The 24,441-nt window shown below is 64.0% G+C and carries 27 protein-coding genes; 18 read left to right on the forward strand and 9 right to left on the reverse strand.

Going from position 1 to position 24,441, the window contains the following annotated elements:
* Positions 1 to 26: 26 nt before the first annotated feature.
* A complete protein-coding gene (locus KXJ60_RS14815) occupies positions 27 to 1,910 on the forward strand; it encodes a choice-of-anchor I family protein (RefSeq protein WP_291129490.1) in 1,884 nt (627 codons plus the stop codon).
* Positions 1,911 to 2,060: 150 nt separating this feature from the next.
* Here the strand turns inward: KXJ60_RS14815 and KXJ60_RS14820 are convergent, their stop codons facing one another.
* Positions 2,061 to 3,347: a DUF2157 domain-containing protein gene (locus KXJ60_RS14820; protein WP_291129493.1), complete on the reverse strand. Its 1,287-nt coding sequence runs from the start codon at positions 3,345 to 3,347 to the stop codon at positions 2,061 to 2,063.
* Between the two features lie 127 nt (positions 3,348 to 3,474).
* Here KXJ60_RS14820 and KXJ60_RS14825 point away from each other — a divergent pair, with 127 nt between their 5' ends.
* The gene (locus tag KXJ60_RS14825) at positions 3,475 to 5,307 is read left to right on the forward strand and encodes a glutamine--tRNA ligase/YqeY domain fusion protein (protein WP_291129496.1); all 1,833 of its coding nucleotides are present in this window, start codon (positions 3,475 to 3,477) and stop codon (positions 5,305 to 5,307) included.
* Positions 5,308 to 5,361: 54 nt separating this feature from the next.
* On the opposite strand, the gene KXJ60_RS14830 is transcribed toward KXJ60_RS14825, so the two are convergent.
* The 3 genes from KXJ60_RS14830 to KXJ60_RS14840 all read right to left on the reverse strand — a co-directional run bounded on the left by KXJ60_RS14830 (position 5,362) and on the right by KXJ60_RS14840 (position 11,010).
* Positions 5,362 to 6,777 carry a DUF2130 domain-containing protein gene (locus KXJ60_RS14830; RefSeq protein WP_291129499.1) on the reverse strand — a complete coding sequence of 472 codons (1,416 nt, stop codon included), beginning with the start codon at positions 6,775 to 6,777 and terminating at the stop codon, positions 5,362 to 5,364.
* A gap of 132 nt (positions 6,778 to 6,909) precedes the next feature.
* On the reverse strand, positions 6,910 to 9,132 hold the full coding sequence (locus tag KXJ60_RS14835) for an AAA family ATPase (RefSeq protein WP_291129505.1): 2,223 nt from the start codon (positions 9,130 to 9,132) through the stop codon (positions 6,910 to 6,912).
* 63 nt (positions 9,133 to 9,195) lie between these two features.
* Positions 9,196 to 11,010: a 3'-5' exonuclease gene (locus tag KXJ60_RS14840; protein ID WP_291129511.1), complete on the reverse strand. Its 1,815-nt coding sequence runs from the start codon at positions 11,008 to 11,010 to the stop codon at positions 9,196 to 9,198.
* 98 nt (positions 11,011 to 11,108) lie between these two features.
* Between KXJ60_RS14840 and KXJ60_RS14845 the strand changes: the two genes are divergently transcribed.
* From KXJ60_RS14845 to KXJ60_RS14870, 6 genes are all read left to right on the forward strand, one after another.
* Positions 11,109 to 11,417: a nucleotidyltransferase domain-containing protein gene (locus KXJ60_RS14845; protein ID WP_291129513.1), complete on the forward strand. Its 309-nt coding sequence runs from the start codon at positions 11,109 to 11,111 to the stop codon at positions 11,415 to 11,417.
* Positions 11,407 to 11,751, forward strand: a complete 345-nt coding sequence (locus tag KXJ60_RS14850) for a HepT-like ribonuclease domain-containing protein (RefSeq protein ID WP_291129516.1) — start codon at positions 11,407 to 11,409, stop codon at positions 11,749 to 11,751. Before KXJ60_RS14845 ends, KXJ60_RS14850 begins: the two co-directional genes overlap by 11 nt.
* A 269-nt stretch (positions 11,752 to 12,020) precedes the next feature.
* Positions 12,021 to 12,428, forward strand: a complete 408-nt coding sequence (locus KXJ60_RS14855) for a phage holin family protein (RefSeq protein ID WP_291129519.1) — start codon at positions 12,021 to 12,023, stop codon at positions 12,426 to 12,428.
* Positions 12,429 to 12,601: 173 nt separating this feature from the next.
* A complete protein-coding gene (locus KXJ60_RS14860; RefSeq protein WP_291129522.1) occupies positions 12,602 to 13,345 on the forward strand; it encodes a hypothetical protein in 744 nt (247 codons plus the stop codon).
* Positions 13,346 to 13,434: 89 nt separating this feature from the next.
* Positions 13,435 to 13,950, forward strand: a complete 516-nt coding sequence (locus KXJ60_RS14865; RefSeq protein ID WP_291129525.1) for a helix-turn-helix transcriptional regulator — start codon at positions 13,435 to 13,437, stop codon at positions 13,948 to 13,950.
* Positions 13,943 to 14,653, forward strand: a complete 711-nt coding sequence (locus KXJ60_RS14870; RefSeq protein WP_291129527.1) for a nucleotidyl transferase AbiEii/AbiGii toxin family protein — start codon at positions 13,943 to 13,945, stop codon at positions 14,651 to 14,653. The genes KXJ60_RS14865 and KXJ60_RS14870 overlap by 8 nt, the downstream gene beginning before the upstream one ends.
* A gap of 26 nt (positions 14,654 to 14,679) precedes the next feature.
* Here the strand turns inward: KXJ60_RS14870 and KXJ60_RS14875 are convergent, their stop codons facing one another.
* The gene (locus KXJ60_RS14875; protein WP_291129529.1) at positions 14,680 to 15,090 is read right to left on the reverse strand and encodes a RidA family protein; all 411 of its coding nucleotides are present in this window, start codon (positions 15,088 to 15,090) and stop codon (positions 14,680 to 14,682) included.
* A gap of 126 nt (positions 15,091 to 15,216) precedes the next feature.
* Here KXJ60_RS14875 and KXJ60_RS14880 point away from each other — a divergent pair, with 126 nt between their 5' ends.
* Positions 15,217 to 16,140, forward strand: a complete 924-nt coding sequence (locus tag KXJ60_RS14880; RefSeq protein ID WP_291129532.1) for a LysR family transcriptional regulator — start codon at positions 15,217 to 15,219, stop codon at positions 16,138 to 16,140.
* A gap of 26 nt (positions 16,141 to 16,166) precedes the next feature.
* Positions 16,167 to 16,490 (forward strand): hypothetical protein, encoded by a 324-nt coding sequence (locus KXJ60_RS14885; protein WP_291129534.1) that lies wholly within the window; start codon positions 16,167 to 16,169, stop codon positions 16,488 to 16,490.
* 22 nt (positions 16,491 to 16,512) lie between these two features.
* Here the strand turns inward: KXJ60_RS14885 and pcp are convergent, their stop codons facing one another.
* Positions 16,513 to 17,181, reverse strand: a complete 669-nt coding sequence (gene pcp / locus KXJ60_RS14890; RefSeq protein WP_291129537.1) for a pyroglutamyl-peptidase I — start codon at positions 17,179 to 17,181, stop codon at positions 16,513 to 16,515.
* Positions 17,182 to 17,190: 9 nt separating this feature from the next.
* Positions 17,191 to 17,979, reverse strand: a complete 789-nt coding sequence (locus tag KXJ60_RS14895) for a tRNA-uridine aminocarboxypropyltransferase (protein WP_291129540.1) — start codon at positions 17,977 to 17,979, stop codon at positions 17,191 to 17,193.
* Positions 17,980 to 18,097: 118 nt separating this feature from the next.
* Here KXJ60_RS14895 and KXJ60_RS14900 point away from each other — a divergent pair, with 118 nt between their 5' ends.
* Positions 18,098 to 18,478 carry a hypothetical protein gene (locus tag KXJ60_RS14900; protein ID WP_291129543.1) on the forward strand — a complete coding sequence of 127 codons (381 nt, stop codon included), beginning with the start codon at positions 18,098 to 18,100 and terminating at the stop codon, positions 18,476 to 18,478.
* A gap of 105 nt (positions 18,479 to 18,583) precedes the next feature.
* Positions 18,584 to 19,846 (forward strand): 7TM diverse intracellular signaling domain-containing protein, encoded by a 1,263-nt coding sequence (locus tag KXJ60_RS14905; protein ID WP_291129546.1) that lies wholly within the window; start codon positions 18,584 to 18,586, stop codon positions 19,844 to 19,846.
* Here the strand turns inward: KXJ60_RS14905 and KXJ60_RS14910 are convergent.
* Both KXJ60_RS14910 and KXJ60_RS14915 read right to left on the reverse strand, forming a co-directional pair.
* Positions 19,809 to 20,489 (reverse strand): SOS response-associated peptidase family protein, encoded by a 681-nt coding sequence (locus tag KXJ60_RS14910; RefSeq protein ID WP_291129548.1) that lies wholly within the window; start codon positions 20,487 to 20,489, stop codon positions 19,809 to 19,811. The genes KXJ60_RS14905 and KXJ60_RS14910 overlap by 38 nt on opposite strands.
* Before the next feature lie 10 nt (positions 20,490 to 20,499).
* The gene (locus KXJ60_RS14915) at positions 20,500 to 21,144 is read right to left on the reverse strand and encodes a hypothetical protein (RefSeq protein WP_291129551.1); all 645 of its coding nucleotides are present in this window, start codon (positions 21,142 to 21,144) and stop codon (positions 20,500 to 20,502) included.
* 46 nt (positions 21,145 to 21,190) lie between these two features.
* On the opposite strand from KXJ60_RS14915, the gene KXJ60_RS14920 reads away from it, so the two are divergent.
* From KXJ60_RS14920 to KXJ60_RS14945, 6 genes are all read left to right on the forward strand, one after another.
* A complete protein-coding gene (locus KXJ60_RS14920; RefSeq protein WP_291129554.1) occupies positions 21,191 to 21,805 on the forward strand; it encodes a DUF938 domain-containing protein in 615 nt (204 codons plus the stop codon).
* A 49-nt stretch (positions 21,806 to 21,854) separates the two neighbouring features.
* Positions 21,855 to 22,349, forward strand: a complete 495-nt coding sequence (locus KXJ60_RS14925; protein ID WP_291129556.1) for a TerB family tellurite resistance protein — start codon at positions 21,855 to 21,857, stop codon at positions 22,347 to 22,349.
* A gap of 107 nt (positions 22,350 to 22,456) precedes the next feature.
* On the forward strand, positions 22,457 to 22,903 hold the full coding sequence (locus KXJ60_RS14930) for an RcnB family protein (protein ID WP_291129559.1): 447 nt from the start codon (positions 22,457 to 22,459) through the stop codon (positions 22,901 to 22,903).
* Positions 22,904 to 23,043: 140 nt separating this feature from the next.
* Positions 23,044 to 23,652: a thioredoxin fold domain-containing protein gene (locus KXJ60_RS14935; RefSeq protein WP_291129561.1), complete on the forward strand. Its 609-nt coding sequence runs from the start codon at positions 23,044 to 23,046 to the stop codon at positions 23,650 to 23,652.
* 106 nt (positions 23,653 to 23,758) lie between these two features.
* A complete protein-coding gene (locus KXJ60_RS14940) occupies positions 23,759 to 23,899 on the forward strand; it encodes a hypothetical protein (RefSeq protein WP_291129564.1) in 141 nt (46 codons plus the stop codon).
* Positions 23,900 to 23,909: 10 nt separating this feature from the next.
* Entirely contained in the window at positions 23,910 to 24,191 is a 282-nt protein-coding gene (locus KXJ60_RS14945; RefSeq protein ID WP_291129565.1) for a DUF427 domain-containing protein, read from the forward strand.
* Positions 24,192 to 24,441: the final 250 nt, after the last annotated feature.

Raw genomic sequence — 24,441 nt, forward strand, 5'->3', positions numbered from 1 at the left:
TTTTCCACACCACAAGAGACCGACCGATGCGCGCCCAGCTTCCCCACACCCCTTCCACCCGCCTGTTCACCGCCTCGCTGCTCATGACCGCCGTGCTCGCCGCCTGCGGTGGTGGCGGCGACGCACCCGCCCCCGCACCCGGCCCCGTGGTGGAAGCCACGCCCGCGAGCCTGCGGCTGGAAAAGATCGGCAGCTACAGCACCGGCCAGTACGAGGTGAGCGCCGCAGAAATCCCCGCCTTTGATGCCGCCAGCCGCCGCCTCTTCGTGGTCAACGCTCAGCTCGGCGCGGTGGACGTGCTCAACCTCGCCAACCCCGCCAACCCGGTGAAGATCGGCACGCTCGACGCCACCGCCGTGCTGGCTGGCGCCTCCATCAACAGCGTGGCCGTGTTCAACGGCACCGTGGCCGTGGCCATCCAGGCGCCGGTCAAAACCGACCCGGGCCGCATGGCGCTCTACCGCGCGAGCGACCTGAGCCTGATCAGCTCGGTGACCATCGGCGCCCTGCCGGACATGCTCACCTTCACGCCCGATGGCACCACCGTGCTGGTGGCCAACGAAGGCGAGCCCAGCGACGACTACCAGATCGACCCCGAAGGCAGCATCAGCGTGATTGACGTGCGCAACCTGGCCGCGCCCGTGGTGCGCACCGCCAGCTTCACCGCCTTCAACAGCCAGGCTGCCGCCCTGCGCACCGCCGGCGTGCGCATTTACGGCCCCGGCGCCACCGTGGCGCAAGACCTGGAGCCGGAGTACATCAGCGTGTCGGCCGACGGCCGCACGGCCTGGGTGACCCTGCAGGAAAACAACGCGCTGGCCAAGGTCGACATTGCCTCGGCCACCGTCACCGACGTGCTGCCGCTGGGCTACAAAGACCACGGCGTGGCCGGCAACGAGCTCGATGTGTCCGACCGCGACAACACCATCAACATCCGCACCTGGGCCGGTGTGCGCGGCATGTACCAGCCCGACAGCATGGCGGCTTACACCGCGGGCGGCCAGACGTATCTGGTGACCGCCAACGAAGGCGACGCCCGCGCCTGGGGCGAAGGCAACCCCGACTACCTGGGCACGCAAAACCCGGCGCTGGGCTTCATTGAAGAGCTGCGCGTGTCGGCCCTGGCCCGCACCGCTGGCTGGCAGGTGGTGCCGCCCCAGCTGCGCAGCGTGGCCGGCGCGCCCACGCTGGCCGGCGCCCTGCTCGACCCCACCGTGTTCGGCTACTGCGGCGCGGTGGCTGGCAACCCCGGCACCTGCATCGCCAACGGCGAACTCGGCCGCCTCAACATCAGCTGGACGCAGGGCTACAAGACCGACGCCCTGGGCGCCCCGATCCGCTACAACGCCAGCGGCGTGCAAGACGCCGCCGGCGACCGCCTGATGTACGACCGGCTCTACAGCTACGGCGCGCGCTCCTTCAGCATCTGGAACGCCAACGGCGGCCTGGTGTGGGATTCGGGCGCAGAGATCGAGCGCTTCCTGGCCAGCAGCGACTGCCGCCTGGGCAGCGCCCGCAACACTCCGTGCGCCACGTACTTCAACTCCGGCCACAACGAAGGCAACGCGCTGGACAGCCGCAGCGACGCCAAAGGCCCCGAGCCCGAAGGCCTGGCCCTGGGCAAGATCGGCAACAAAACCTTCGCCTTCATTGGCCTGGAGCGCATGGGCGGCGTGCTGGTGTACGACATTACCAACCCCGCCGCGCCCACCCGCGTGGACTACCTGAACACCCGCGACGAGTGGACCACCCAGCCGGGCGCCGCCAACCTCGCCACCACCGGCGACCTGGGCCCCGAAGGCCTGGTGTTCATTCCGGCAGCACAGTCGCCCAACGGCAAGCCGCTGCTGGTGGTGGGCAACGAAGTGAGCGGCACCACCGCAGTGCTGCAGCTCAACCTGTCGTACTGACCCAAGCCCGTTCGGGCTGAGCCCCCACCCGTTCGGACTGAGCCCCCCACCGTTCGGCCTGAGCCCCCACCCGTTCGGGCTGAACCCCCACCCGTTCGGGCTGAGCCTGTCGAAGCCCTCACCCACACAGCGGCAGGCCCTTCGACAAGCTCAGGGCGAACGGACAGAGGCAGCCTCTGCCAGCGGCCGCAGCGCCGCTGGCAGCCAGCTGGCCAAGCGCGCATGAACGCGCGCCTCGTTGCGCTGCCACCAGATGCCCAGCGCCACCACCGCCAGCCCCAGCAGCGTGAGCGCAAACGGGAACAGCAGGCTGTCTTCAAACACACGGTGGGCCAGGTACCCCAGGTAACCCGCCACGCCCAGCCCGCCCAGCACGGTGAACACGCGCCGGCCAATGGCCGCGCCCAGAAACACCATGCCCACGTTGATCAGCGCATACAGAAACTTGTTGAGCTCCGAGTTGCTCTCGCGCAGGCTCAGCCCGCACCAGAACATGACCGCGCCAAACAGGTAAAGCCAGAAGGCGAAGTCTTGCCGGTCTTCGGCATTCAGGGCGGTGCGCGTGCGCAGGTCCACCCACATGGCAATAGCGCAAGTGGCCAGGCCAAACACCAGCGACACGTCGCGCGTGAACTGCCAGTCGAACCCTTCCTTTTGCATGAGCATGTGCGCCACGTCCATGCTGAGGTACCAGATGGTCACCGCCACCGGCATCACCATGAAAGGCAGCTTGTAGCGGTACAGCAGCACCACCGCAGCCGCCAGCGTGGCCAGCTCCAGCGTGAGCCAGCGCCAGTCAATGTAGCGGTGGTAGTCGCGGTAGCTGTCGTGCGCGCCGCTGGGCCACAGGCCCACGCCCGACTGAAACGCCCACACTGCCAGCGGCACCAGGCACACGGCCAGCGTGGCCAGAATGCCGGCCGGTGTGCGCAGACCCTTTTGCAGCAGGTTGCTCGCTACCAGCAGCGCCCCGGTGAGGTAGCCCACCGCCAGGGCAAACACGCCCCACGCGCCAAACAGCTCCCAGCCCAGCGTCATGAAAAGCGTCATGGCGCCAATGGCCAGCATGCCGCCGAAGTAATAGAGCGTGTTGGTGAAGCTGAACACCGGGCCGTGGTCCAGCGCGGGGCGCGTGGGCTGTGCGGGCATGGCCTGCAGGCCTTCAGCGGCGTCTTGCAGCGCCAGCTCGGCGGCGGTGGGCACGGCCGAGCCGCCGGGCACACCGGCCACCACCCGCAGCGGGCTGCCCGGGCTTGCCCAGTTGGCCCACAGGCCGTGGGCCGCGCTGGGGTGAATGGCGCCGCTCTCTACAGCGGCCTCCACATCGCGCCAGCCAATTTGCACCCGCACAGAGGGCAGAAACACGTCTTCGGCCTGCGTGACTTCCCAGCGCGTGGGTTCGTCGTTGGGCATGGTGTCGGGGTTGTCGGTGTTCATCTTCGGCTTCCTCTTCCTCTTCCACTTCCTCGTCCGGAACGGCCACGATAACGGAAAGCGCCGAAATGCCACCAAAGTAGCAGTGCGCGCGGGCCTTGGCGCAAGGCCTTGGTCAATAGAATGCGGCATGAGCTCCACCACCCCCAGCCACCCCGCACACAGCCCCGCCCCCGAAGGCGAACACAAGGTCAGCAACTTCCTGCGCCAGATCATCGAGAACGATCTGGACAAGGGCACCTACCAGAGCCGCCGCTGGGCCGGCTCCCCCGGCGACGCCGCGCACCACGCCGCCGGCCAGCCCGACCCCGCCAAGATCCGCACCCGCTTCCCGCCCGAGCCCAACGGCTACCTGCACGTGGGCCACGCCAAAAGCATCTGCCTGAACTTCGGCCTGGCGCGCGACTACGGCGGCGTGTGCCACATGCGCTTTGACGACACCAACCCCGAGAAGGAAGACACGGAGTACGTCAACAGCATCCTGGACGCCGTGCAGTGGCTCGGCTTCAACTGGGACGCCAACGGCCAGAGCCACCTGTACCAGGCTAGCGACTACTTCGACTTCATGTACCGCGCCGCCGAATACCTGGTGCAGGCCGGCCACGCGTATGTGGACGAACAGACCGCCGAGCAAATGCGCGTGAACCGCGGCGACTTCGGCAAGCCCGGCGTCGACAGCCCCTACCGCAGCCGCACCCCGGCGGAAAACCTGGCGCGCTTTCGCGAAATGCGCGACGGGAAGCACGAAGACGGCAGCATGGTGCTGCGCGCCAAGATCGACATGGCCTCGCCCAACATCAACCTGCGCGACCCGGCCATCTACCGCATCCGCCGCGCCACGCACCACCACACGGGCGACACCTGGTGCATCTACCCCATGTACACCTTTGCGCACCCTATTGAGGACGCACTGGAGCAGATCACCCACAGCATTTGCACGCTGGAGTTTGAAGACCAGCGCCCGTTTTACGACTGGCTGCTGGAGCGCCTCTGCGAAGGTGGCCTGCTGCAAAGCCCGCCGCCCCGCCAATACGAATTTGCGCGCCTGAACCTCACCTATGTGATCACCAGCAAACGCAAGCTCGCGCAGCTGGTGTACGACCACAAGGTGAGCGGCTGGGACGACCCGCGCATGCCTACCATCGTGGGCCTGCGCCGGCGCGGCTACACGCCCGAGAGCATTCAACTGTTTGCCGAACGCATCGGCGTGACCAAGAGCGACAGCTGGATCGACTACAGCACCTTGGAAGGCTGCCTGCGCGAAGACCTGGAAAACAAAGCCCACCGCGGCATGGCCGTGCTCGACCCCGTCAAGCTGGTGCTCACCAACTGGGCCGAGGTGTTTGGCTCAGACGGCTACACCGAAGACTGCACCCAGCCCGCCCTGCCCCACAGCGCCGTGCCCGAAGGCCAGACCCCACCGCCGGACCGCGTGTTCAAGATCGGCAAAGACGTGTGGATCGAGCGCGAAGACTTTGAGGAAGTGCCGCCCAAGGGCTACAAGCGCCTGTTTCCAGGCAACGTGGTGCGCCTGAAAGGCGGCTACGTGATCGAGTGCACCGGCTGCGCGAAAGACGCCAACGGCACCGTGACCGAAGTGCACGCCAAGGTGATCCCCGGCACCAAGAGCGGCACCCCCGGCGCCGACAGCGTGAAAGCCAAAGCCGCCATCACCTGGGTGAGCGCCGCCAGCGGCGTGAGCGCCGAAGTGCGCCTGTACGACCGCCTGTTCCTGGACCCGCACCCGGACGCCGGCGGCAAAGACTTCATTGAAGCGCTGAACCCGAACAGCTTGAAGGTGGTGACGGCTTATGTGGAGCCGTCATTGGCTGCGGCGAAGCCGGATGAGAAATTCCAGTTCGAGCGGCATGGCTACTTCGTGGCCGACCGGGCAGACCATGGGGTGGGCGGAAAAGTGGTGTTCAACCGGGTGACGGGGTTGAAGGATTCTTGGGGGAAATAAGAGCCCCACGCATGCCCGCACACATGCCAAAACCCTAAAAGCCCAACGTGGTGGTCAAAGTTCAGGTTTGAGAGGTCGCTCAGGCCCCTGCAACTCCGCAAACTTGGCCGCCATCGTGGGGTTGCCGCGTGTGAGCTTTTTGATCGTCAGGTCATCGGCCTTGTCGTTGGCCAGGCGCAGGTTGTTGGCGGACTTGTGCAGCGCTTCCTTGGTTTTCTCCAGGTCCTTGATGGCCTCGTCAATACGCTTCACTGCCTCTTCAAAGCCCTCAGACGCCAGGCGCCAGTTGCGGCCAAACGCAGTCTTGAATTCGTCGAGCTGGGTTTCAAACTTGGTGATGTCCACGTTTTGCGAGCGCACCAGTGCCAGCTCGGACTTGTACTTCACCGCGTTCAGCGCTGCATTGCGCAAGAGCGTGATCAGGGGCACAAAGAACTGCGGCCGCACCACATACATCTTGGGGTAGCGGTGCGATACATCGACGATGCCGCTGTTGTACAGCTCGCTCTCCGGCTCCAGCAGAGACACCAGCACCGCGTACTCGCACGCCTTCTCGGTGCGGTCTTTGTCCAGCTCTTTCAGAAAGTCTTCGTTCCGCTTCTTGGTAGCAGTCTCATCGCTCTCATTCTTCATCTCAAACATGATGGAAACGATCTCGGTGCCGTTCTCATCCATGTCGCGAAAAATGTAGTCGCCCTTGCTGCCGGTGCGGGCGTCGTTGTCTTTTTCAAAATGCGCGCGCTGAAACGCCGCCGCACGGATGCGGTTGAACTCAATCTCACAGTGCTGCTCCAGCGTCTCGCCCACCATCTTGGTCGATAGCCGCGCCTTCATTTCCCGCAGGCGCTCAATCTCGCCTTCGCGGTCGCGCAACTGCAGGGCGAATTGCTCCTTGATGGCTTTCTCTTCCAGCTGTTTCTTCACGGTGATGAGGCTGAGGTCATTCTTCAACGTATCCCGTTCCAGCGCGATTACACCTACGGCCTCGTTTACAGCCAGCTGCCGCGCCACGTCGCTGGCCTGCAGCTTGGCTTGCAGTGCCTGAATCTCGGCGTCCTTTTTGGCGGCCTCGGCCTGCAGCACGTTAGCCAGTTTGGCCTCGGCCAACTGGGCTGCGGCTTGCTGCGCACTGCGCGCTTGGGCCAGTTCGTTGGCCAGCGCATCGCGCTCTTGGCTCACCGTGCCCAAGGCCTCGGCTACCGCCAGCTTGCGCGCCACCTCGCCCGCGTCGAGCTGGGCTTTGAGTGCCTGAATCTCGGTGTCTTTGGAAGCCGCAGCTTTTTGCAGGGTGTTGGTCACTTCAGCCTTGGCCAAGGCAATGGCGTCGCGCTTTTCCCGCTGGGCCAACTCCAGCCGCTCGTGCAATTGCTGCTCAAACTCGCCATCGCGCACCTGCTTGAGGATGTCGGCATACCCCGCCTCGTCGATCTTGAAGGCTTTGCTGCAGTGGGGGCAGATGATTTCGTGCATGGGGTGTGGGATAGTTTTGTTGGCTGGGCTGCTATTCGGCCTACTTGTTGCTGGTCGTGCAGGGGCAGGGGCGCAGGAAATTGTTAATCGAAAAGGGCTGTAGTCATTACCAATGACACGTGCGATGGATGGCTAAGCAGACAGAGCTTCTGATTCATCTTCGTCTGCTCGCATCATCATCCGATAGTGAGCATCGTGCTTTAGTTTGTAGAAGATATCTTTGAAGACTTTTAGATAAATGGTGACTGCTGTGCCATCGGAGATGTAAATGTCGTCATGTGCAAAGTGAGACCCATCATTGACCCAAGAGAGCAGCGATCGGCAAATGAGTTTTTCTCTTCCCTCAAACTTTGCACATATGTCTTCAAAATCAACATTCCCCAAAATTTTGAAATAGTTCTCCAAGATTCTTCTCAGTGTGTTCTGAATGGTCAAATTCGAACGATCTGCACGTCTGAGTTCCGCCCATAAAAGTTCATATGAAGTTTTAATCGGATTTTCCGGATATGATTCGAGTTTCGTTACCCTATCCAATTTGCGAACTATCCAAAATGATTCATCGCCTTGGGCCTTTCCGTTTCTTCTTTTCGGACTAAACGTAATTTCCTTGTGAAAGTACACGTTGTGGGTTAATACAAAGATTTGCTTGATATGCCCCCGTTTTGCCCGAACCTCTTCAAACAGTCCTTTGATGAGGCTACTGACAATAAAAAGGATGTCGCTGTCAAGACTTGAAACCGGATCGTCAAATACCACAACTCGATCATTTGTCGTCCCACTTTCCGTTTCACTGCCTTTGATGAGCTGGACAAAATACAGGAATGTGAGGAAAGTCTTTTCACCTTCACTCATAGTTTTCATTGCTGCAGCGCCATCCTCTCTGACGAGCTTATAGAGTGTCGTATTCGGAATGTTTGCAATAGAAAATCCGTGAAAACCAAATGACTGCAGCAATCCATTGATTGCATCCACAGTGGCTTGGACGCTTGTAGCCAGCCGCTCAAGTTCGCGAATTTCCATCGCCTTTAGTGTTTGCTCTGCCTTTGCCAGTTGAATCTGGTCTTGGAGACCCTTAACGGCTTTGTTTAAATTCGCTTTTTTTGCTTGGTAGTCGGCGGTATCTGTTCGCAGCTCTTCAATCACAAACCGCCAGACTTGAGTCGTTAACTCTCGCTTTTCAGACGATAAGTTATTGACCATCCGATTGTGGTTAGCAATCAAGTCATTCGCATTAGAGATCAGGGTTTCGATAGCCGCAATGACATTTGCGATAGCCTCCAGTTCAACAGGTTGGCTGGACTCCTTGACTTTCGCCGCAATCCTCTGTGCATTGATAGTTAGCTTGCTGTCTAGAAGTTCCTTTTCCTCTTTTAACTTTGTCACATTAAGGACACTTCCAGGAGAAGCAATGATCGATGAAAGCTGCTGTTGAAGCCTTTCCGAGTCAGTCTTATAGCTGTCGGCCAAGTCGCGGATTGATTTCGACTCTTGCAGGAAAGTTTCATCGAAGTATTCGTTCAAACTTCTTGCAAAGGAGTCTTTTGTGGCTTGCTGACAAAAGGGACAAACTTTGTCGTTCTCATCAAAGTAATCTCGCCCTAGCTTTACCCAATCGCTGCTTCCAAGTTTGTTGATCATTGCAGCAATATCAACGTCACTCTTTCCAATTACTCTCTTCCTGAGAATTGGATTGCCTTCATGAGCCAATAGCCGCCCTGCATCTATAACTCGAACCACGGGCTCGATAACTGGCGCTCTACCAAAGACCGTTTCAGCTTTTTTGGTCAATTCATCTAAAGACAGAAGAGCTGCTGTGTTATTTATGTTTTCGAGAACTCTGTCTTTGAATTTTTCAGAATTGTTTCGCACACCTTCAAAGCCGCCTTGGAGTTTAGAGTCGTGCTTAACCTTCTGCGCCCAACACTTCTCTTTGAATACTGCCTCGAGGTTTGATACTTCGTACAACTTTCCACCGGTACCGTCGGCTCCTTGCAAAGCTTCATTCCATCCTTTAACTTTCTCGGAAAGCGTATTTCGCTCAGACTTTAGTTTGGCGATCTTCTCTAGAGTCTCGATCTCTTGCTCTCCGAGAGTAAAGACGCCTTTCAAGTCTTCCGAAGGTTTGAAGTTTCGATCTACGAAGTCCCTGTTGTAGACCAAGGTTTGCAAAGGTGCCCCGCCTTTCCAAGACAAGCTGCAATCCGATGAGAAAGTCGGATCGGAAATGACCTTGCCGATAGTGGTCTTACCCGCCCCGTTTGATCCATAAATGAAGTTCAAGCTTTTCAACCCATTCATTGCTTCGGGAGCATCTGGGTAAGTCGCAACCTTCGAAAACGAAATGGATTCAATCATTTTGATTTCCCAAGAAAAGATAATTTCGGTGCACGGGCATTAGGATCAGGTCTTGCCTTTTGCCTATAACCGCGCTGCGAACTTCCCGCTGCCACTCGCCCCAATCACCAACCGCTGCGTGGCCCGCGTAGCGCCCACATAAAACAGCTTGGCCTCTTCGCGCTCGTCTTCACCCTTTGCGGGCATGTTGCCCGCGCCCACCAGCGCCACCACTGGGAACTCCAGCCCTTTGCTGGCGTGCATGGTCAGCACCTTGATGCTGTCGGCGGCTGGGTCGAAGCTGCCTGTGCCTTTGCGCACCTGGTGCGGCAGGCCGCGCTGGCGCAGTGCGCTGGCGCATTCGTCCATCTCGCTGTAGTGGCGGCAGATGATGGCCATGTCGCCCCAGGCGTGGCCTTCGCGGTGGGCTGAGCCCAGCAGCTCGGCCACTTGGGTGGCTTCGGCCCGCAGGCTGGGCAAGCGGATGACGATGGGTGCCTCGCCATCGCGCCCGCAGCTCACGGGCTTCAGCATGGGGATGCCGTCTTCGTCTTTGTCTTCGGCGGTCAGCAGGTCGGCCGCCACGAGGCTGGCGGTTTGCAAAATCTGCCGCGTGTTGCGGTAGTTGATCTTGAGGATGGTGGTGCGCCCCTGGGCCTGAATGCCCACGCTCTTGAAGCTGAACTGCTTGCTGCGCGTGCGCTCGTAAATGCTCTGCGCGTCGTCGTACAGCACCAGCAGGCTGTTGGTGGTGGGGTCCACCATCTGCGTGATGAGCTTGAGCCACTCGGGCGCGAAGTCGTGGCCTTCGTCAATGAGCACGGCCTGGTATTGCCCGCTCGGGATCTGGTGGCGGTCCACACCGGTGATGACGCGCTGGACCATGTCGGCCATCTTGTCGGACACGGACTGGTTGTTGGCGGGCATCTCCTGCCCGTAGGCCTTCAGCTGGGCGTAGCACCACTTGTGAAAGTGCACCGCATGCACGCGGTCGGCAATGCCTTTGGCGGCCATCACGCTGGCGAGCTGCCGGGCCAGCGGCTCGTTGTAGCAAAGGATCAATATGGGTTTGCTGGCCGCCGTGTGGGCCTTGGCCAGGTGTTCGGCGCGGTAGCCGAGCAGCATGGTTTTGCCTGAGCCCGCCACGCCGTGAATGACACGGTGGCCGTCTCCCAGGCTGCGGGCCAGCTGCTCTTGCTGGATGTCCATCACGCGCATGATGCTGGGCAGTTCGGCGGCTTCGTCGTTGTCGTCGAACAGCTGGTTTTGCACCTGCACGCGCACTTCGGGGAACATGATCCAGCGCACCCGGTCCATCTGCGGCATCGACATGACACCACCCATCATGAAAGGGAACATGTCCCACAGGCGGCTTTGCAGCGCCTCGGGTTCAACGTGTTCACCCATCTCGTCTTGGCAGACAACGCGGTGCGGTTCGATGGCGCGGGCGAGTTCGGCCTTGTCGAATTGCGCGCGGGTGATGTTGGGCAGCACCACACCGTAACTCCACGGAAACGCCAGCTTGCCTTGGTGCCGGCCTTCGGGTTGCACCAGCTGCGGGTCGCGCTCCAGCGCGTTGACCACTTGGTGGGCGTATTGCCGGGCCTGCTCCAACGGGTTGGGGATGGTCTTAGGGCCAACGTCGCCGTGAATGTCCCAGGTCTGCTTGTTGGCCTGAATGAGGGTGGAGAGCCGGAAGTCCTTCACCTCCAGAACCAAGATGCCCCGGCGCGGATGCATGACCACGAAGTCTGGGTGCTGGTGCCGGGGGCCGACGGCCACGTCGTACCAGAGCAGGTAGTCGGCGTCGAGCTTGTCTTCCAGCCGCTCGGCGGTGCGGCGCTCGCCCGCCGTCATGCGCGAGACGCAACTGCCCAGCGCGGGTATCAGTGTGGCCATCTTTTGTCTCTTTGTTTCCCTGCGGCGCATGATGCACCAACTCACGGGGAATTCAGCGGTTCTCGCTGTCAACGGTGTCCATCGGTACACTCGCGCCCATGCATCAAGCCATCGCCCAACACCGCGCCTCCATCGCGGCCATCTGCCAGCGCTACGGCATCCGCCGGCTTGAGGTATTTGGCTCGGCTGCGCGCGGCGATGACTTTGCGGTCGAGAACAGTGACGCAGACTTTTTGGTCGAGTTCGCGGCGGACGCCCCGCCCGACCTTCGCAGCTTCTACGGAGCCAAAGCCGAGCTCGAGGAGTTGCTGGGCCGAGGTGTGGACCTGGTGGAGCCGGGCGCGGTGCGCAACCCCTACGTGCTCGCCAACATCAACCGCCACCGCGAGCCGGTCTATGCAGCGTGACCCTCGCGCCTTTCTTTGGGACGTGCGCGAGGCGGCGCTGGCGATCCAATCGTTCACGGAGGGTCTGGACGTCAAGACCTATGTGGGCAACGAGATGGCGCAGGCGGCGGTGGAGCGCAAATTCGAGGTGATCGGCGAGGCGCTCAACCAGCTGGCGAAGCTGGATGCGGCAATGGCCGCTCGCATCCCGGACGTTCCGCAGATCGTGGCCTTTCGCAACCAGCTGATATACGGCTACGCGACGGTCAACCCGGACACGGTCTGGAACATTGCGCAGAACGCTCTGCCGGGACTTCTGGCTGCTGTGCATGGCTTGCTGGACGAGTTGACGTAAGCCAGTGCGCCCGGCCGTCCTACCTGCTGCAGGATGGCCGAGCAGACCAAAAATGGTCGAATATGTTTGACATTTTTCCGGTCCATTGCTCCGCTCCAGCCCATGCACCTCGCAGACATCGGCCCACTCGTGCAAGCGAGACGGGAGGGACTGGGCCTTGCGTGGCCTCATGCATTGCATTTGCCGCAAACGGAGTGCAAGAGCTGTCAATCTGCGCCACCTACACTAAGTGAGCGCCTCTTGAGCGCCCATACCGAGGCTTTTGTCACATGCTTTCCAACCTGACCCCCTTCTTCCTCCACTGGGCCATTACCGCCCTCGCCCTCTGGGTGGCGAGCCATTTGTTCAAGGGCATCAAGTTCAGCAGCACCTCGGCGCTGGTGGTGTCGGCACTGTTGCTGGGCCTGGCCAATGCGGTGGTGCGGCCGCTGCTGGTGGTGCTGACGCTGCCTTTGACGCTGCTCACCTTCGGCCTGTTTCTTCTGGTCATCAACGCGCTGATGCTGATGCTGGTGGCCAAGCTGGTGGACGGCTTCAAGGTCGACGGTTTCTGGACGGCGCTGTGGGCCAGCCTGTTCATTTCGCTGCTGAGCCTGGTGCTCGGCGCTTTCGTGCTGGGTGGTTCACCCGAGTTCACCATCCAGACCAGCCCGGCGCCGGGGTCGGTCTGGCTTTGAGCGGGCTGGGCGCAAGGCCTCGCGCCCTGTCACACAGCACCCCCCGCCGCCCCGCCCTCCCCCACCTGAGGGATGCCGCCCAGGTGTGATCTCCCTAAGCTTTGAAGCGGCTGCCCACAGCGCGCCACCTGCGTGCGCTGGCAGCCGGTTCATATCTACATTCAGGAGGTCTCATGCACACAGGTACAAGGTTTTCCATGCGCAGTGGCGCGGTGGCTGCGCTGGGCGCGCTGCTGCTGACGGGTTGTGGCACGCCCATCTTGCGGGCCAACTTCGACACCAACACGCTGGGCACACACCCACCGCCCGAACTGCCGGGCGACCCGGTGGGCGACAGCTTTTACTTGTCGTCGCCCTCGTCGGGCAGCGCGGTGGTGGTGACCGCGCCCGCAGGCTTGTCGGGCCGCAGCTTGCGCTACCAGCACACGGCGCCGCAGTCGTACAACCGCTTTCTGGGCTTCGGGGGCAAAGAGGTGTCGGCCTCTTCGCTGCAGTACTGGGCGGTGTGGAACGCCATTCCGCAGCTCACGCCCAATGTGCCGCTGGACGTGTGGATGGGCAACGGCCACTTCGAGAGCTTCGGCACCATTCGTTTCCTGAACAACCAGGTGCTCGTGGCCACCGACAACCGCGGCGGCTTCACACCCGTGGGCAACTTCACCAACGGCCGCGTGCACACGGTGGTGGTGAAGGTGGACAAACCCAGCGGCACGTACCGCATTTCGGTGCTGGGCGGCGAAGCGCCGGTGAACACAGGCACCCGCCCGGTGCTCACCCCCGCCGCCCTGAGCACCACGCGGCCCTATGTGTACCTGTGGTTTGGCAGCGATGGCGTGTCTGCCAGCACCTACACGGTGGACAACGTTCTGATCACCGAAGCGTGCCCGACGGACCGGGGTGTGGGGGCTTGCGATTGAGGTGTAGGGCCGGGCGATGGCTCGGCCTTTCTTTTAAAAGTGTTTCTCATAATTGACATTCAATTGATATTGAACATAATGAGAAACAAATGCCTGCCAAATCGCCCCCACCCAGTGAGCAAAGCGCTGCCCAACTCAAGGAAGTGGGCAGCACGCTGCGCGCCCGCCGCAAGGCCCTGCAGGTGAGCAGCACGGTGGCGGCGGAAGCGGCGGGCATCTCCAGGGTCACGCTGCACCGCCTTGAAACGGGCGAGCCTTCGGTGGCAGCGGGGGCTTGGGCCAATGCCGCTGCGGCGCTGGGCATGTCGCTCGCGGCCATCAGCGCCCATGAACCGCTGGAGGCCGACCACGGCACCGCCCCGTTGGACCGCACTGCCTGGATCCCTGTGCGCGTGCGCTTGTCGGAGTACCCGCAATTGCAGGCGCTGGCCTGGCAGGTGCACGGCACCGACACGTTGTCGCCCATGGAGGCACTGGGCATCTACGAACGCAACGCCCGACACCTGGACATGGCGGCCATGTCCGCCGAAGAGCAGGCCTTGCTGCAGGCGCTGCGCACCGGCCTGGGCGACGGCTGGGCAGCCACAAAGGGCAACGATGTTTGAGCGCCCTCACCATCAACGCATTGCGCATGTGCTGGCTGCGCTGGACGGTGATGTGCTGCACGCCTTCGGCTGCTGGTTTGGGGGTGGCACCTGCATTGCGCTGCGCTATGGCGAGTACCGCGAGTCGGTGGACATCGACTTTCTGGTGTCTGACGCGGCAGGGTACCGGGAGCTGCGCCAGCGGCTCACGGGCGCCGCCGGACTGAATGCCGTGGTGCGGGCAGGCGCGCAGCCGCTGCAGACACCGCGCGAGGTCAGGGCCGATCAGTACGGTCTGCGCACCGCGGTGCACATGGACGGTCAGGTCATCAAATTCGAGATCGTCCGTGAGGCTCGCATTGCGCTCGAGGCACCCAGCCAAAGCGATGTGGTCTGCGGCATCAGCACGCTCACACCGCTGGACATGGCCACCTCCAAGCTGCTGGCCAATGCCGACCGGCAGGCAGACGACGGCGTGTTCAGCCGCGATGTGATCGACCTGGCCATGATGGCCTTGCCGCTGCCCCAGCTGCGCCAGGCCATGGCCAAAGCGGCCGAGGCCTACGGGCCTGCCGTGGCCCGGGATCTGGCCAAAGCCATCGACCGCATGCAAGAGCGCGCAGGTTGGCTGGAGCGCTGCATGCAAGCCATGGCCATGACGTTGCCCAAGGCGGTGCTGTGGCAAAACATCCGCGCGCTGCGCCGGGTGCTGAAGCCCGCTTGAGATGGCCCTTTTGGGGCAAGCGCGGGTCAGGCTGCAGCGCTCGCCGCATCAGGCAACTTGGCGATCACCTTGATCTCGAACTGAAACCCATAGAGCCAGGTCACGCCAATGCCGGTGAGGGTCGGGTACGGAGCATCGCCCCAGTATTCGCCCACCACCTGCCAGGCGGGCTCGAAACTGGATTCCGGGTTGACCAGGAACACGGTGACGTCCACCACGTCTTTGAACGTGCAACCGGCCGCCGTCAGGATCGCGTTGAGGTTGTCGAACGCCAGCCGCACCTGCGCCTGCAAGTCGGGCTCAGGCGAGCCATCGGGCCGGCTGCCCACCTGGCCCGAGACGAACAAAAATCCATTGGAACGAATGGCGGGCGAGTAGCGGTTTTGGTCGTAAAGCGCTTGGCGCCCGGCAGGAAACACAACATCGCGTGCAGACATGAAGGACCTCTTTGAAATGGATGGAACAGAGGGACTCTAGGCACGCAAGGCAGGCAGATAAACAGGCGAGTCGCACAATGACTGTTTGAATATTCCAAACAATCTTGCGCAAAAGGAGCCATCCCCATGGACCGCTTTGACGCCCTGCAGGCCTTTGCCCGCGTGGTGGAAGCCGGCAGCTTCACCAAGGCAGCGCACACGCTGCACATGAGCAAAACCACGGTGACGCAGCTCGTGCAGCAGCTCGAAGCACGGCTGCGCGTGAAGCTGCTCCACCGCACCACGCGGCAAGTCAAGATCACGCCCGACGGTGCCGCGTACTACGAGCGCGTGGTGCGCCTGCTGGCCGATCTGGAAGATGCGGACACCAGCCTCTCCAGCGCTCTGGCCGCGCCCAAAGGCCGCCTGCGCGTGGACGTGCCTAGCCCGCTGGCCCGGTTCATCCTCATGCCCGCGCTGCCCGCCTTTCACGAGCGCTACCCCGACATCCAGATCGACATGGGCGTGAGCGACCGCGTGGTGAACCTCATCGGCGACAACGTGGACTGCGTGCTGCGCGGTGGCGAAGTGACTGAGCCGTCGCTGGTGGTGCGCCGCGTGGGCGACCTGCGCCTGGGCGTGTACGCCGCGCCGGCCTATCTGCAGCGCGCAGGCCAACCTGCGCACCCCGGCGAGCTGCAAGACGCCCACCACCGCACCGTCGGCTTTCTGCGTTCACGCAGCGGTACGGTGGCACCCATCACCATGCAGCGCGACGGCCAACAGCTGGAAATACACGGGCGCCACGTGGTGACCGTGGACGACGGCAACGCCTACCTGGCCGCAGGCGTGGCAGGCATGGGCGTGCTCTGGCTACCGCAATACATGGTGCCAACCCACGTGGCCCAGGGCGAACTGGTGCCACTGTTCGAAGACTGGCAGATCGAGCCCATGCCGATGTACGTGGCCTACCCACCCAACCGCCACGTGAGCGCCAAGCTGCGCGCGTTTATCGACTGGGTGGTGGAACTGATGGCGCAGCATGCGCCGTTGGTGAGGCGTGGTGAGTGACATCAAATGTCAAACTCCCACGCACCATGCCCCGCCCCCACCACCACGTCTACGTCATCGAACTCTCCAAAGACGTTCTGCTGGAGAGCAAGTTCAGGAAGAACAACCCGGGCTATGTGGCGGGCAAGCCGTGTGTGTATGTGGGCATGACCGGGCTGGACCCGGACGTGCGGTTTGACAAGCACAAGGCTGGCATTCAGGCCAACGCGTATGTGCTGAAGTACGGGCTGCGGCTGCTGCCCGACTTGTACGAGGGCTTCAACCCGATGCGCTACGAGGACGCGGTGGAAAAAGAGATCGAGGTCGGCATCGACCTGCGCTCGGCCGGCTTCGGTGTGTGGCAGGCGTGAGGGTGAGCCTCAGCGCGTGGGGTCAGTGCGTGGTGCCTGCGCCCAGCGCCTGGTCTTGCTGCACCTGCAGCGCGCAGCGCAACGCGGCGCGCAGCCCGCGCACGATGTCGTCCAGCGCCATGTGGGGTGTGCCTTGTTCGGGCAGCCAGGGCACGTGCACGAAGCCGCCGCGCGTGTGGCGCAGCTGGGGTTGGGTGGCCAGCTCGCGCATGAGGCCATAGAACACGTGGTTGCAGACGAAGGTGCCGGCGGTTTGTGAGACCTCGGCGCGCACGCCCTCTGTTTGCAGCGCGGCGAGCATGGCTTTGATGGGCAGGCTGGTGAAGTACGCCACGGGTGCGCCGTGCGCCACGGGTGTGTCCACTGGCTGGGCGCCGGCGTTGTCGGCGATGGGCGCGTCGTTCACGTTGATGGCCACGCGCTCCAGCGAAATGGCCTGGCGGCCACCGGCCTGCCCCACGCACACCACCAGCGCGGGCTGGTGCTGCTGCAGCAGCGCACGCAGTTCGCGCAATGACGCGTCAAACACGGTGGGCAGCTGGGCCGCTACCACGGTGTGCCCCAGCATCTGGCGGCCATGCAGCGCTTTCACGGCGAGCCAGCTGGGGTTGAGCGCGGCGCCGCCGAAGGCGTCAAACCCGGTGAGCAGGATTTTTTTCCGGGGTGGCGCTACAGCGTTGGGCGGTGTCATCGGGGTGGCCTATCGCAAAGGGTGGCAGCGGGCGGCGGCGAGTTGCCGCAGCAGGTGGTGCGCGGGTGTGTCCTGGTCCAGGGGCGCGCTGCGCCGCACGCTGAGGTAATGCGTCGTGAAGGCGTCGAGCCACGCCGCCAGCGCCTGCGCGGCATGCGCTTCGCCAGCGAGCGCCAGGCACAGCGCCGCCACTTCCGAGGTGCAGAAGTGCCCGTCGTGCGTGGAGCGGCGCAAGCGGTAGTTGGACGCGACCTGCTCGGGCTGCAGGCTGAGCACGGGGAAGGCATCGAGGTACGGGCTCTTGCGAAACATCTTGCGCGCTTCCGACCAGGTGCCGTCGAGCAGCACGAACAGCGGCTTTCTGGCGCCTGCGGACGCATTGGCATCCACGGGCTCAGGCAGCGCATTCACCACACGCTCGGGCGCCACGAACTCGCCGGGGAACACCACATAGGGTTGCCATTGCGGATCGGCCAGCAACGCGAGCAGGGCCGGGTCCACCGCCGTGCGGGACCAGCCAAAGGCCCATGTGTCGGCCACCACGTCGGCCACGAGCCAGCCGGTGTTGGTGGGTTTGAGCGCCTCCACATCGCCCATCAGCAGGCACATGCCGGCCTGCGTGGGCACCTGCGGGCGCAGGTCGCACAGGCAGTGGCTGGCGAGCAGCCGGCAGCCCACACAGCGCACCAGACCCGAGCCGCGCGCCAGGTAGGGCTTGGAGCTGGCGGCCAGGCGGGTGGTGCGCAGGCGAGACACCGCGTGATCGGGTGCGGGCCGCGGGTTTTCAACAAGGGTCATGGCAGGAATGTAGGCGCTTTGTACGCACCCATCTCACGGCCAGCCGGCGATCGCTCCGTTTGTCGCCCTGCGGCGTGGGGGGCAGCGGGTTGGGGTCATGATGCTGGGCAGCTTTCTCATGAACAAGACCTCCAGCTCCAAGTCCCCGTCGCGCCGGCGCCGCGCCCACCGACGCAGAACCCAGCCCCTGCTCTTCAACGGCCTCGGTGCCGTGGTGGCCGGCGCTCTGTTGTGGGTCATGTCCTGGGCCATGGCGGTCGAGGAATCGCTCAAGGCGGCCTCCAAGGCCCTGCTGGCGCCCGCCTGGATGGCGCTGGTGCTGGGTGCGGGGTTGCTGGTCTTGCATGTGCTGTCCCGGCGGCGCGCGCAAGCCGAGGCGGCCACGCTACTGCGGCAGCATTCCACGTTCCTGGAGCCCATGCCCCGGCTCAAACAAAAGCACCGGGAAAAGCCCGCGCTCGCCGCGTCTCGGCAGCGGCCGTCGGCCACTGGCCGCTGACGCGTTCACCGGCTTTCACCAGCAAGGCGCACACCAGCGGGTTGCGCGTGACAAAGTGGACGGCGCACGCCCGAACCTGCTCGGGGCACTGCCCATAATCGGCGCATGTCCATTGCCGAAACCGCCATCTGGTCCGCCATGCTGGGTGGCCTCCTCACCCTCGTGGGTCTTTCGCTGGCCGACGCGCTCGTCGGCCGCAACATCGGTGCCGTGCGCAACCTGCTGTTTGTCCTGATCACAGGCGCGAGCTGTGTGGTGATGACGGGTTTGCCCGAGGTGTTTTTTCCAGATCTGCCGGCACGGCTTCTGATCGTGCTCAAGGCCAGCCTGGGGCCGGCAGCCGGCGCAATGGGCCTGTACTTCGTGGGCACCTGGCTGGGCGGCGCGCGTGAAGACGGGCGCGTGCACCGCCTCACGGCGTATGGCGGTGCGGTGCTGCTGTCTGCGGCGGTCATTCTGGTGGTCACGGCCACGCAGATCGCACCCGAACACTTTCACGGCCTGCTGCTGGCCACGGCGGTGGTGAACATGGTGCCGGTGCTGCTGGCCATGCTGGCGGCCGTGCGCGCGGCCAGGCTGGGCGACCCCTTGGCGCGCTGGATGGCGGTGGCGCTGTGCCTGCTGGCGCTCACCATCGTGGGCCACTACCTGCGCGGGTTCGATGTCGCTGGCTTCGGCGTGGGCACCTGGCTGCTGACCGCCACCGTCACGGTGCTGTTCTTCCTGATGGCCTCGGTGCTGGGCCTGCTGCGCAACCGGCAGAACCGCGCCATGGCGCGGCTCGCGCGCCTGTCGCACAGCGCCGACCCGGCCACGGGCCTGTCCACGGGCTCGGCGCTCATTGCCGATGTGGAGCACGCGCTGTGGCGCGCGGCGCGCCTGGATTGCGAGTCGGCCGTGCTGTGCCTCTACGTGAGCAACCTCTACGAGATGGCCGATGCCATCGGTCCCAGTGCAGAGCACCAGATTTTGTCGACGGTGGCCGCGCGCATCCGCCGCGCGGCGGGCTTTCGGTGCACGGTGGGCCTGTACCACCCGCGGTGCTTTGTGGTGGTGCTCACGATGGACCCCCACCAGCCACCCGTTCGCGCCACGGCGGCGCGCCTGGCCCTGACGGTGTCGCACCCTATGGCGGTGTTCAACGAGAAGCGCGACCGCCTCCCTTTCCGCCCACGCGTGGGCTTGGGCGTGGTCACGGTGGACCCGACGCACACCGTGCCCATCGAAGCGATCCATGAAGCCGAGCGCCAGGCGCTCGCCATGGCCAGCGACACGCCCGCCGAGAGCCCGCACGCGATCGACACGGCGCCCGCCCCGCTGAGCCTCGCGGCTACTGCGCCTTCTTCCGCTCCACCGGGTTCGCTGTGAGCGATTGCGCCGGATAAGCGCGCATGAACTCGCGGGCTTTCTCGGGATGCGCGGTCAGCCACGCGCCGTAAGAGCCTTCGTTCAACACCGCGAGCATGCGTTTTTCGCTGCCGGGCTGCTGGTAGCGGTGCATCAGCGCGTGGCTGTTGGCGTTGACCGTGAGCAGACAGAAGCTCACGATGACCGTGCCATCGGCATCGGCCCAGCGCTCCCACAAACCCGCCACGCCCATGGGCTTGCCGTCCACCCGCGCAATGCGCGTGGGCACGGCCTTGCCGCTGCGCCAGTCTTCTTCCTGAAACGACATCATCGGCACGATGCAGCGCTGCGCACCCAGCCACGCGCTGCGGAAGTTGTTTGAGGTGGTCACGGTTTCAGAGCGCGCATTCACCAGCTTGGTGGAACGCAGCTTGGCGTCGGATGCCGACTTGACCCACGGTGGCACGAGGCCAAACTGCCCGACCATCAGCTCCCGCGCGGGCAAGCCGCCCTCGGGGGCAACATCTCCCGGCGCGAGACGAATGAACGCGCCCGGCCTGCGGGGCCACACCTCGCGCCCCACGCCGGAGGCAGCAGGTGGATCTACATCGAAAACCTCGCGGTACAGGGTGTCGGGGCGAAGGCTTTCGAACTGGGTGCTCATGCGGGCGATGCTAGCGCACCATGCCGCCACACAGCTCGCGCTCCAGGGCGGGCGCATCGCCGCGCCATCGCTCCACCAACCGGTCGCCCATCGGCATACCGGGCTGGTGCTGCATCAGGCGCTTGGTCTGTCCCGGCGCTTCGGCGGCGTCGTCGGTCACCCTGAACGCATACCGCACTCCGCGCGCGGTGTACTGCGTGCCCGTGCTCAGCCGCACGTCTTCAACATAGCTCGTGCCCTCCAGGCGCAGGTGCCCCACGTACACCGTGGCACCCGGCGCGCGCGGCACGCACAACACCACGCGCGGCCAGTCAATGCGTGTGTCGTCTGTGTACGTGCCCATGCCGATGCTGGAGATCACGTACGCACCGGGCGGCACCGCCCAGCGAAAGCGCCCGTCGGTGTTGTCCACTTGCCCGAACACGTGGGGATCGCCCGTGGTCAGGCTCAGCGCCATCATGGGCGGCGCCTGCCAGGCCGGGCGAAAAGCGCCGTAGGGTGTTTTGAATTGGCCGTCGATGACGTAGTTCACCTGGCCCGTGATGACGGTGAGCGCCTCGCTGGAGGCCTGGCCTTCACCGGCCCGCGAGACGCGCTGCAGTGCGCAGGCCTGCAGGCCCGCCACCGCCACCAACACCAGCAGAAGCGTTTTCATGATGGGCCGCATTCTCGCCACAACGGCCGTGCCGGACAATGCCCGCATGACCGCCAACATCCTGCGCCTGAGCCCGGCTGCCGAACGCAACAAGCACCCCATCCTTGAACAACTGCGACAGCACCTGCCGGCGCAAGCCCATGTGCTGGAGATTGCTTCCGGCACCGGGCAGCACGCCGCGTGGTTCACCGGGCAAATGCCGGGCTGGCGCTGGCAGCCCACCGATTTCCAGGCCGACGCCCTGCCCTCCATCCGCGCCTGGGCGGCCGAGGCCAGCGCGGGCCAGGTGCTCGCGCCCTTGCAGCTGGACGTGCTGGCGCCGGCATGGCCTGTGGAGCCCGCCACGTTTGACGCCATCTATTGCGCCAACATGCTGCACATCGCGCCCTGGGCCACGTGCGCCGCGCTCATGCAGGGCGCATCACGCTGCCTTGCGCCACACGGCGTGCTCGTCACCTATGGGCCCTACCTCGAAGACGGTGTGCCCACGTCGCCCGGCAACCTGGCGTTTGACGCCAGCCTGCGCAGCGAAAACGCGCAATGGGGCATCCGCCGCCGCGAGGACGTGGAACAGGAAGCCCATCGCGCGGGCCTGCGCCTGAAAGCGCGCCATGCGATGCCTGCCAACAACCTCTTGCTGGTGTGGGGTCGGGAACCCTGAGCCACGCACGGGCTCCATCCTGCATTGCCCTGTGCCGACGGACGCCGACATGCTCAGAAACCTCAAAGACCTTTTCGACCAGCTCACCACCCACCTCACCGCACCCGCCAGCGCGCAAGGGCCCGCCGAGCAGGAGCACACCTTGCAACTGGCCACCGCCGTGTTGCTCGTGGAGGTGATGCGTGCCGAGCCCGACCTGAAAGACGACGAGCGCGATGCCGTGCTGAGCGCCCTGCGCCGCAAGTTCAACCTCACCGACGACGAACTGCAGCGCCTGCTCGAGCTGGCCCACGAAACCGCTCGCACCGCGTACGACTACCAGCGCTTCACGGCGCTGATGAACGAGCGCTTTTCGCAGGAACAGAAGATCCGCGTGGTCGAGGCCATGTGGGAAGTGGCCTTCGCCGATCAGCACCTGGATGCCAACGAGCACCACGTCATCAGCAAGGTGGCCGGGCTGCTGCACGTGACCCACGGGGAATACATCGCCGCCAAGCTGCACGCGCAGGCGGCCATGAAGGCGCGCGAACAGCCAGCGCCCTGAGGCGCACAAGCCGGTACAGAACTTTGCGCCACCAAAGCGCGGCGTTTACCGGGCGTTCACAAGGGGCGCACACGATGGAGGCTCACCAACCCCAAGGAGAAACCTCCATGAAATCCCGAAACCTTGTTGTGTATGCCCTGGCTGCCGCCTCGCTGGGCGTGAGCTCACTGTCCTTCGCTCAAGGTGGCCGATTCGAGCCAGCCCACATGCAGCGCGTGGACGACCGGCGCGATGACCGTCGGGACTACCGCCAGGACCGCCGCGACGACCGCCGCGATTTCCGTCAGGAGCGCCGCGAAGATCGCCGCGACTACCGCCAGTCGCGCAACGACCGGCACTACCACCACTACTACTACAACGCACGCGGCCCCGAATTCCGCCGCGGTGGCTACATCCCCTACGAATACCGCAACCGCCAGTACGTGGTGGTCAACCCCCAGCAATACCGTCTGGCGCCACCCCCGCGCGGTCACCACTGGGTGCAGGTCGGCACCGACTATGTGCTCGTGGCCATTGCCACCGGTCTCATCGCCAACCTGATCCTCAACAACTGAGCCACCGCGCCCAACGGCGCGCAGGGCGCAGCGCACCCGGCAGCCGGGGCGCTGCGCCTTTTGTCCATCTGCCTCGCGCGATGCGGCGGCGCGGCTTCTCTGCGATGATTCGCCCCAGCAAAAACCACCCTCGCTGCGCCATGAACATCCGCCATTTCACCCTCCCCCTGGTCGCTGCTGTTGCACTCTCACTGGCCGCCTGCTCCAAGGAAGACACCACCGGTGCGCCAGGCACGGCGAGTGCCAGTGCGGCCGACAAGGCGCCCATTGCCGCCGCTCAGGCTTACGACGTGTTGAGCGCCCAGGGCAAAGGCTTCACGGCCGGTGCGCTCATGAGCGCCAACACGGTGTTCGTGCTGTTCGATCCGCAATGCCCGCACTGCGCCCACCTGTGGCAGTCGTCGGTACCGCTGCAGAACAAGGTGAAGTTCGTCTGGTTGCCGGTGGCGATCATGAACGCCAAGAGCGCGCCCCAGGGCGCGGCCATCATGACCGCCGCCAACCCGGTGGACACCATGACCGCCCACGAGCAGCAGTTGCTCGCTGGCCAGGGCGGCATGTCGGCGTCGTCGAGCATCGCACCCGATGTGCTGCAGACCATCAAGACCAACACCGAACTGCTCGAACGGCTGGGGGCCTCTTCGGTGCCTTTCATGGTGGCCAAGCACCAGAAAAGCGGCGCGGTGATCACGCAAAGCGGCGCCATGGGCACCGAGGCACTGGCGGGCTTCCTGGGAATGAATCCGTAAGCCGCAGGGCGCCGTTTCGGGCCCGCGTGGCGGGCTGAAATGGCGCGTTTTGTGGCTTACCATCTGCGCTTCAAGCCGCGCGTCGCGGCAGTCAATGGAGAGTGCCATGGGCAAGGAACAACGCAACGAAAAAATGGCCAAGAAACCCAAGAAGGACTCCTCCGTCCCGAAGGGCCCGGTCACCTCTGACCGGCCAGTGCCACCGGTCACCGCCGTCATGCCGCGCGGCAAAGAGAAAAACAAGTGAGCGCGCCCGCATGAAGGCCACCTGGAACGGCGTGACCATCGCCGAAAGCGACGACACCGTGGTGGTGGAGGGCAACCACTACTTCCCCGAGAGCGCGCTCAATCGGGACTACGTCACCTTCAGCAACCACCGCACCAGCTGCCCCTGGAAGGGCCAGGCGAGCTACTACTCGTTGCTGGTCAACGGTGAACTCAACACCGACGCCGCCTGGTTCTACCCCGATCCCAAACCCGAGGCCGAGATGGTCAAGGGCCGTGTCGCGTTCTGGAAGGGCGTGAAAGTCGCGCCCTGAGCGCCCTGCGCGCCAGCGCCGCAAAGCCCCCGACCGGCACTGGGCGACTGCCCTTGCCCGCCCCGTCAGGGGCGTATCCTGAGTGGCACAACAACCCACTCAGGAGACACCCCATGATTCGTTCATCCCGCACAGCGCCGCTGGCCCTGCTGGCTGGCGGCCTCCTGGCACTGGCCGGCTGCGCCGGCCCCCACCCCCCCGCCAAGCCCCCCCGGGGCATGATGGCCACAGCGGCCCCCCCCCCCCCCCC

Source organism: Hydrogenophaga sp. (genome assembly GCF_019264445.1).
Lineage (GTDB): Bacteria > Pseudomonadota > Gammaproteobacteria > Burkholderiales > Burkholderiaceae_C > Hydrogenophaga.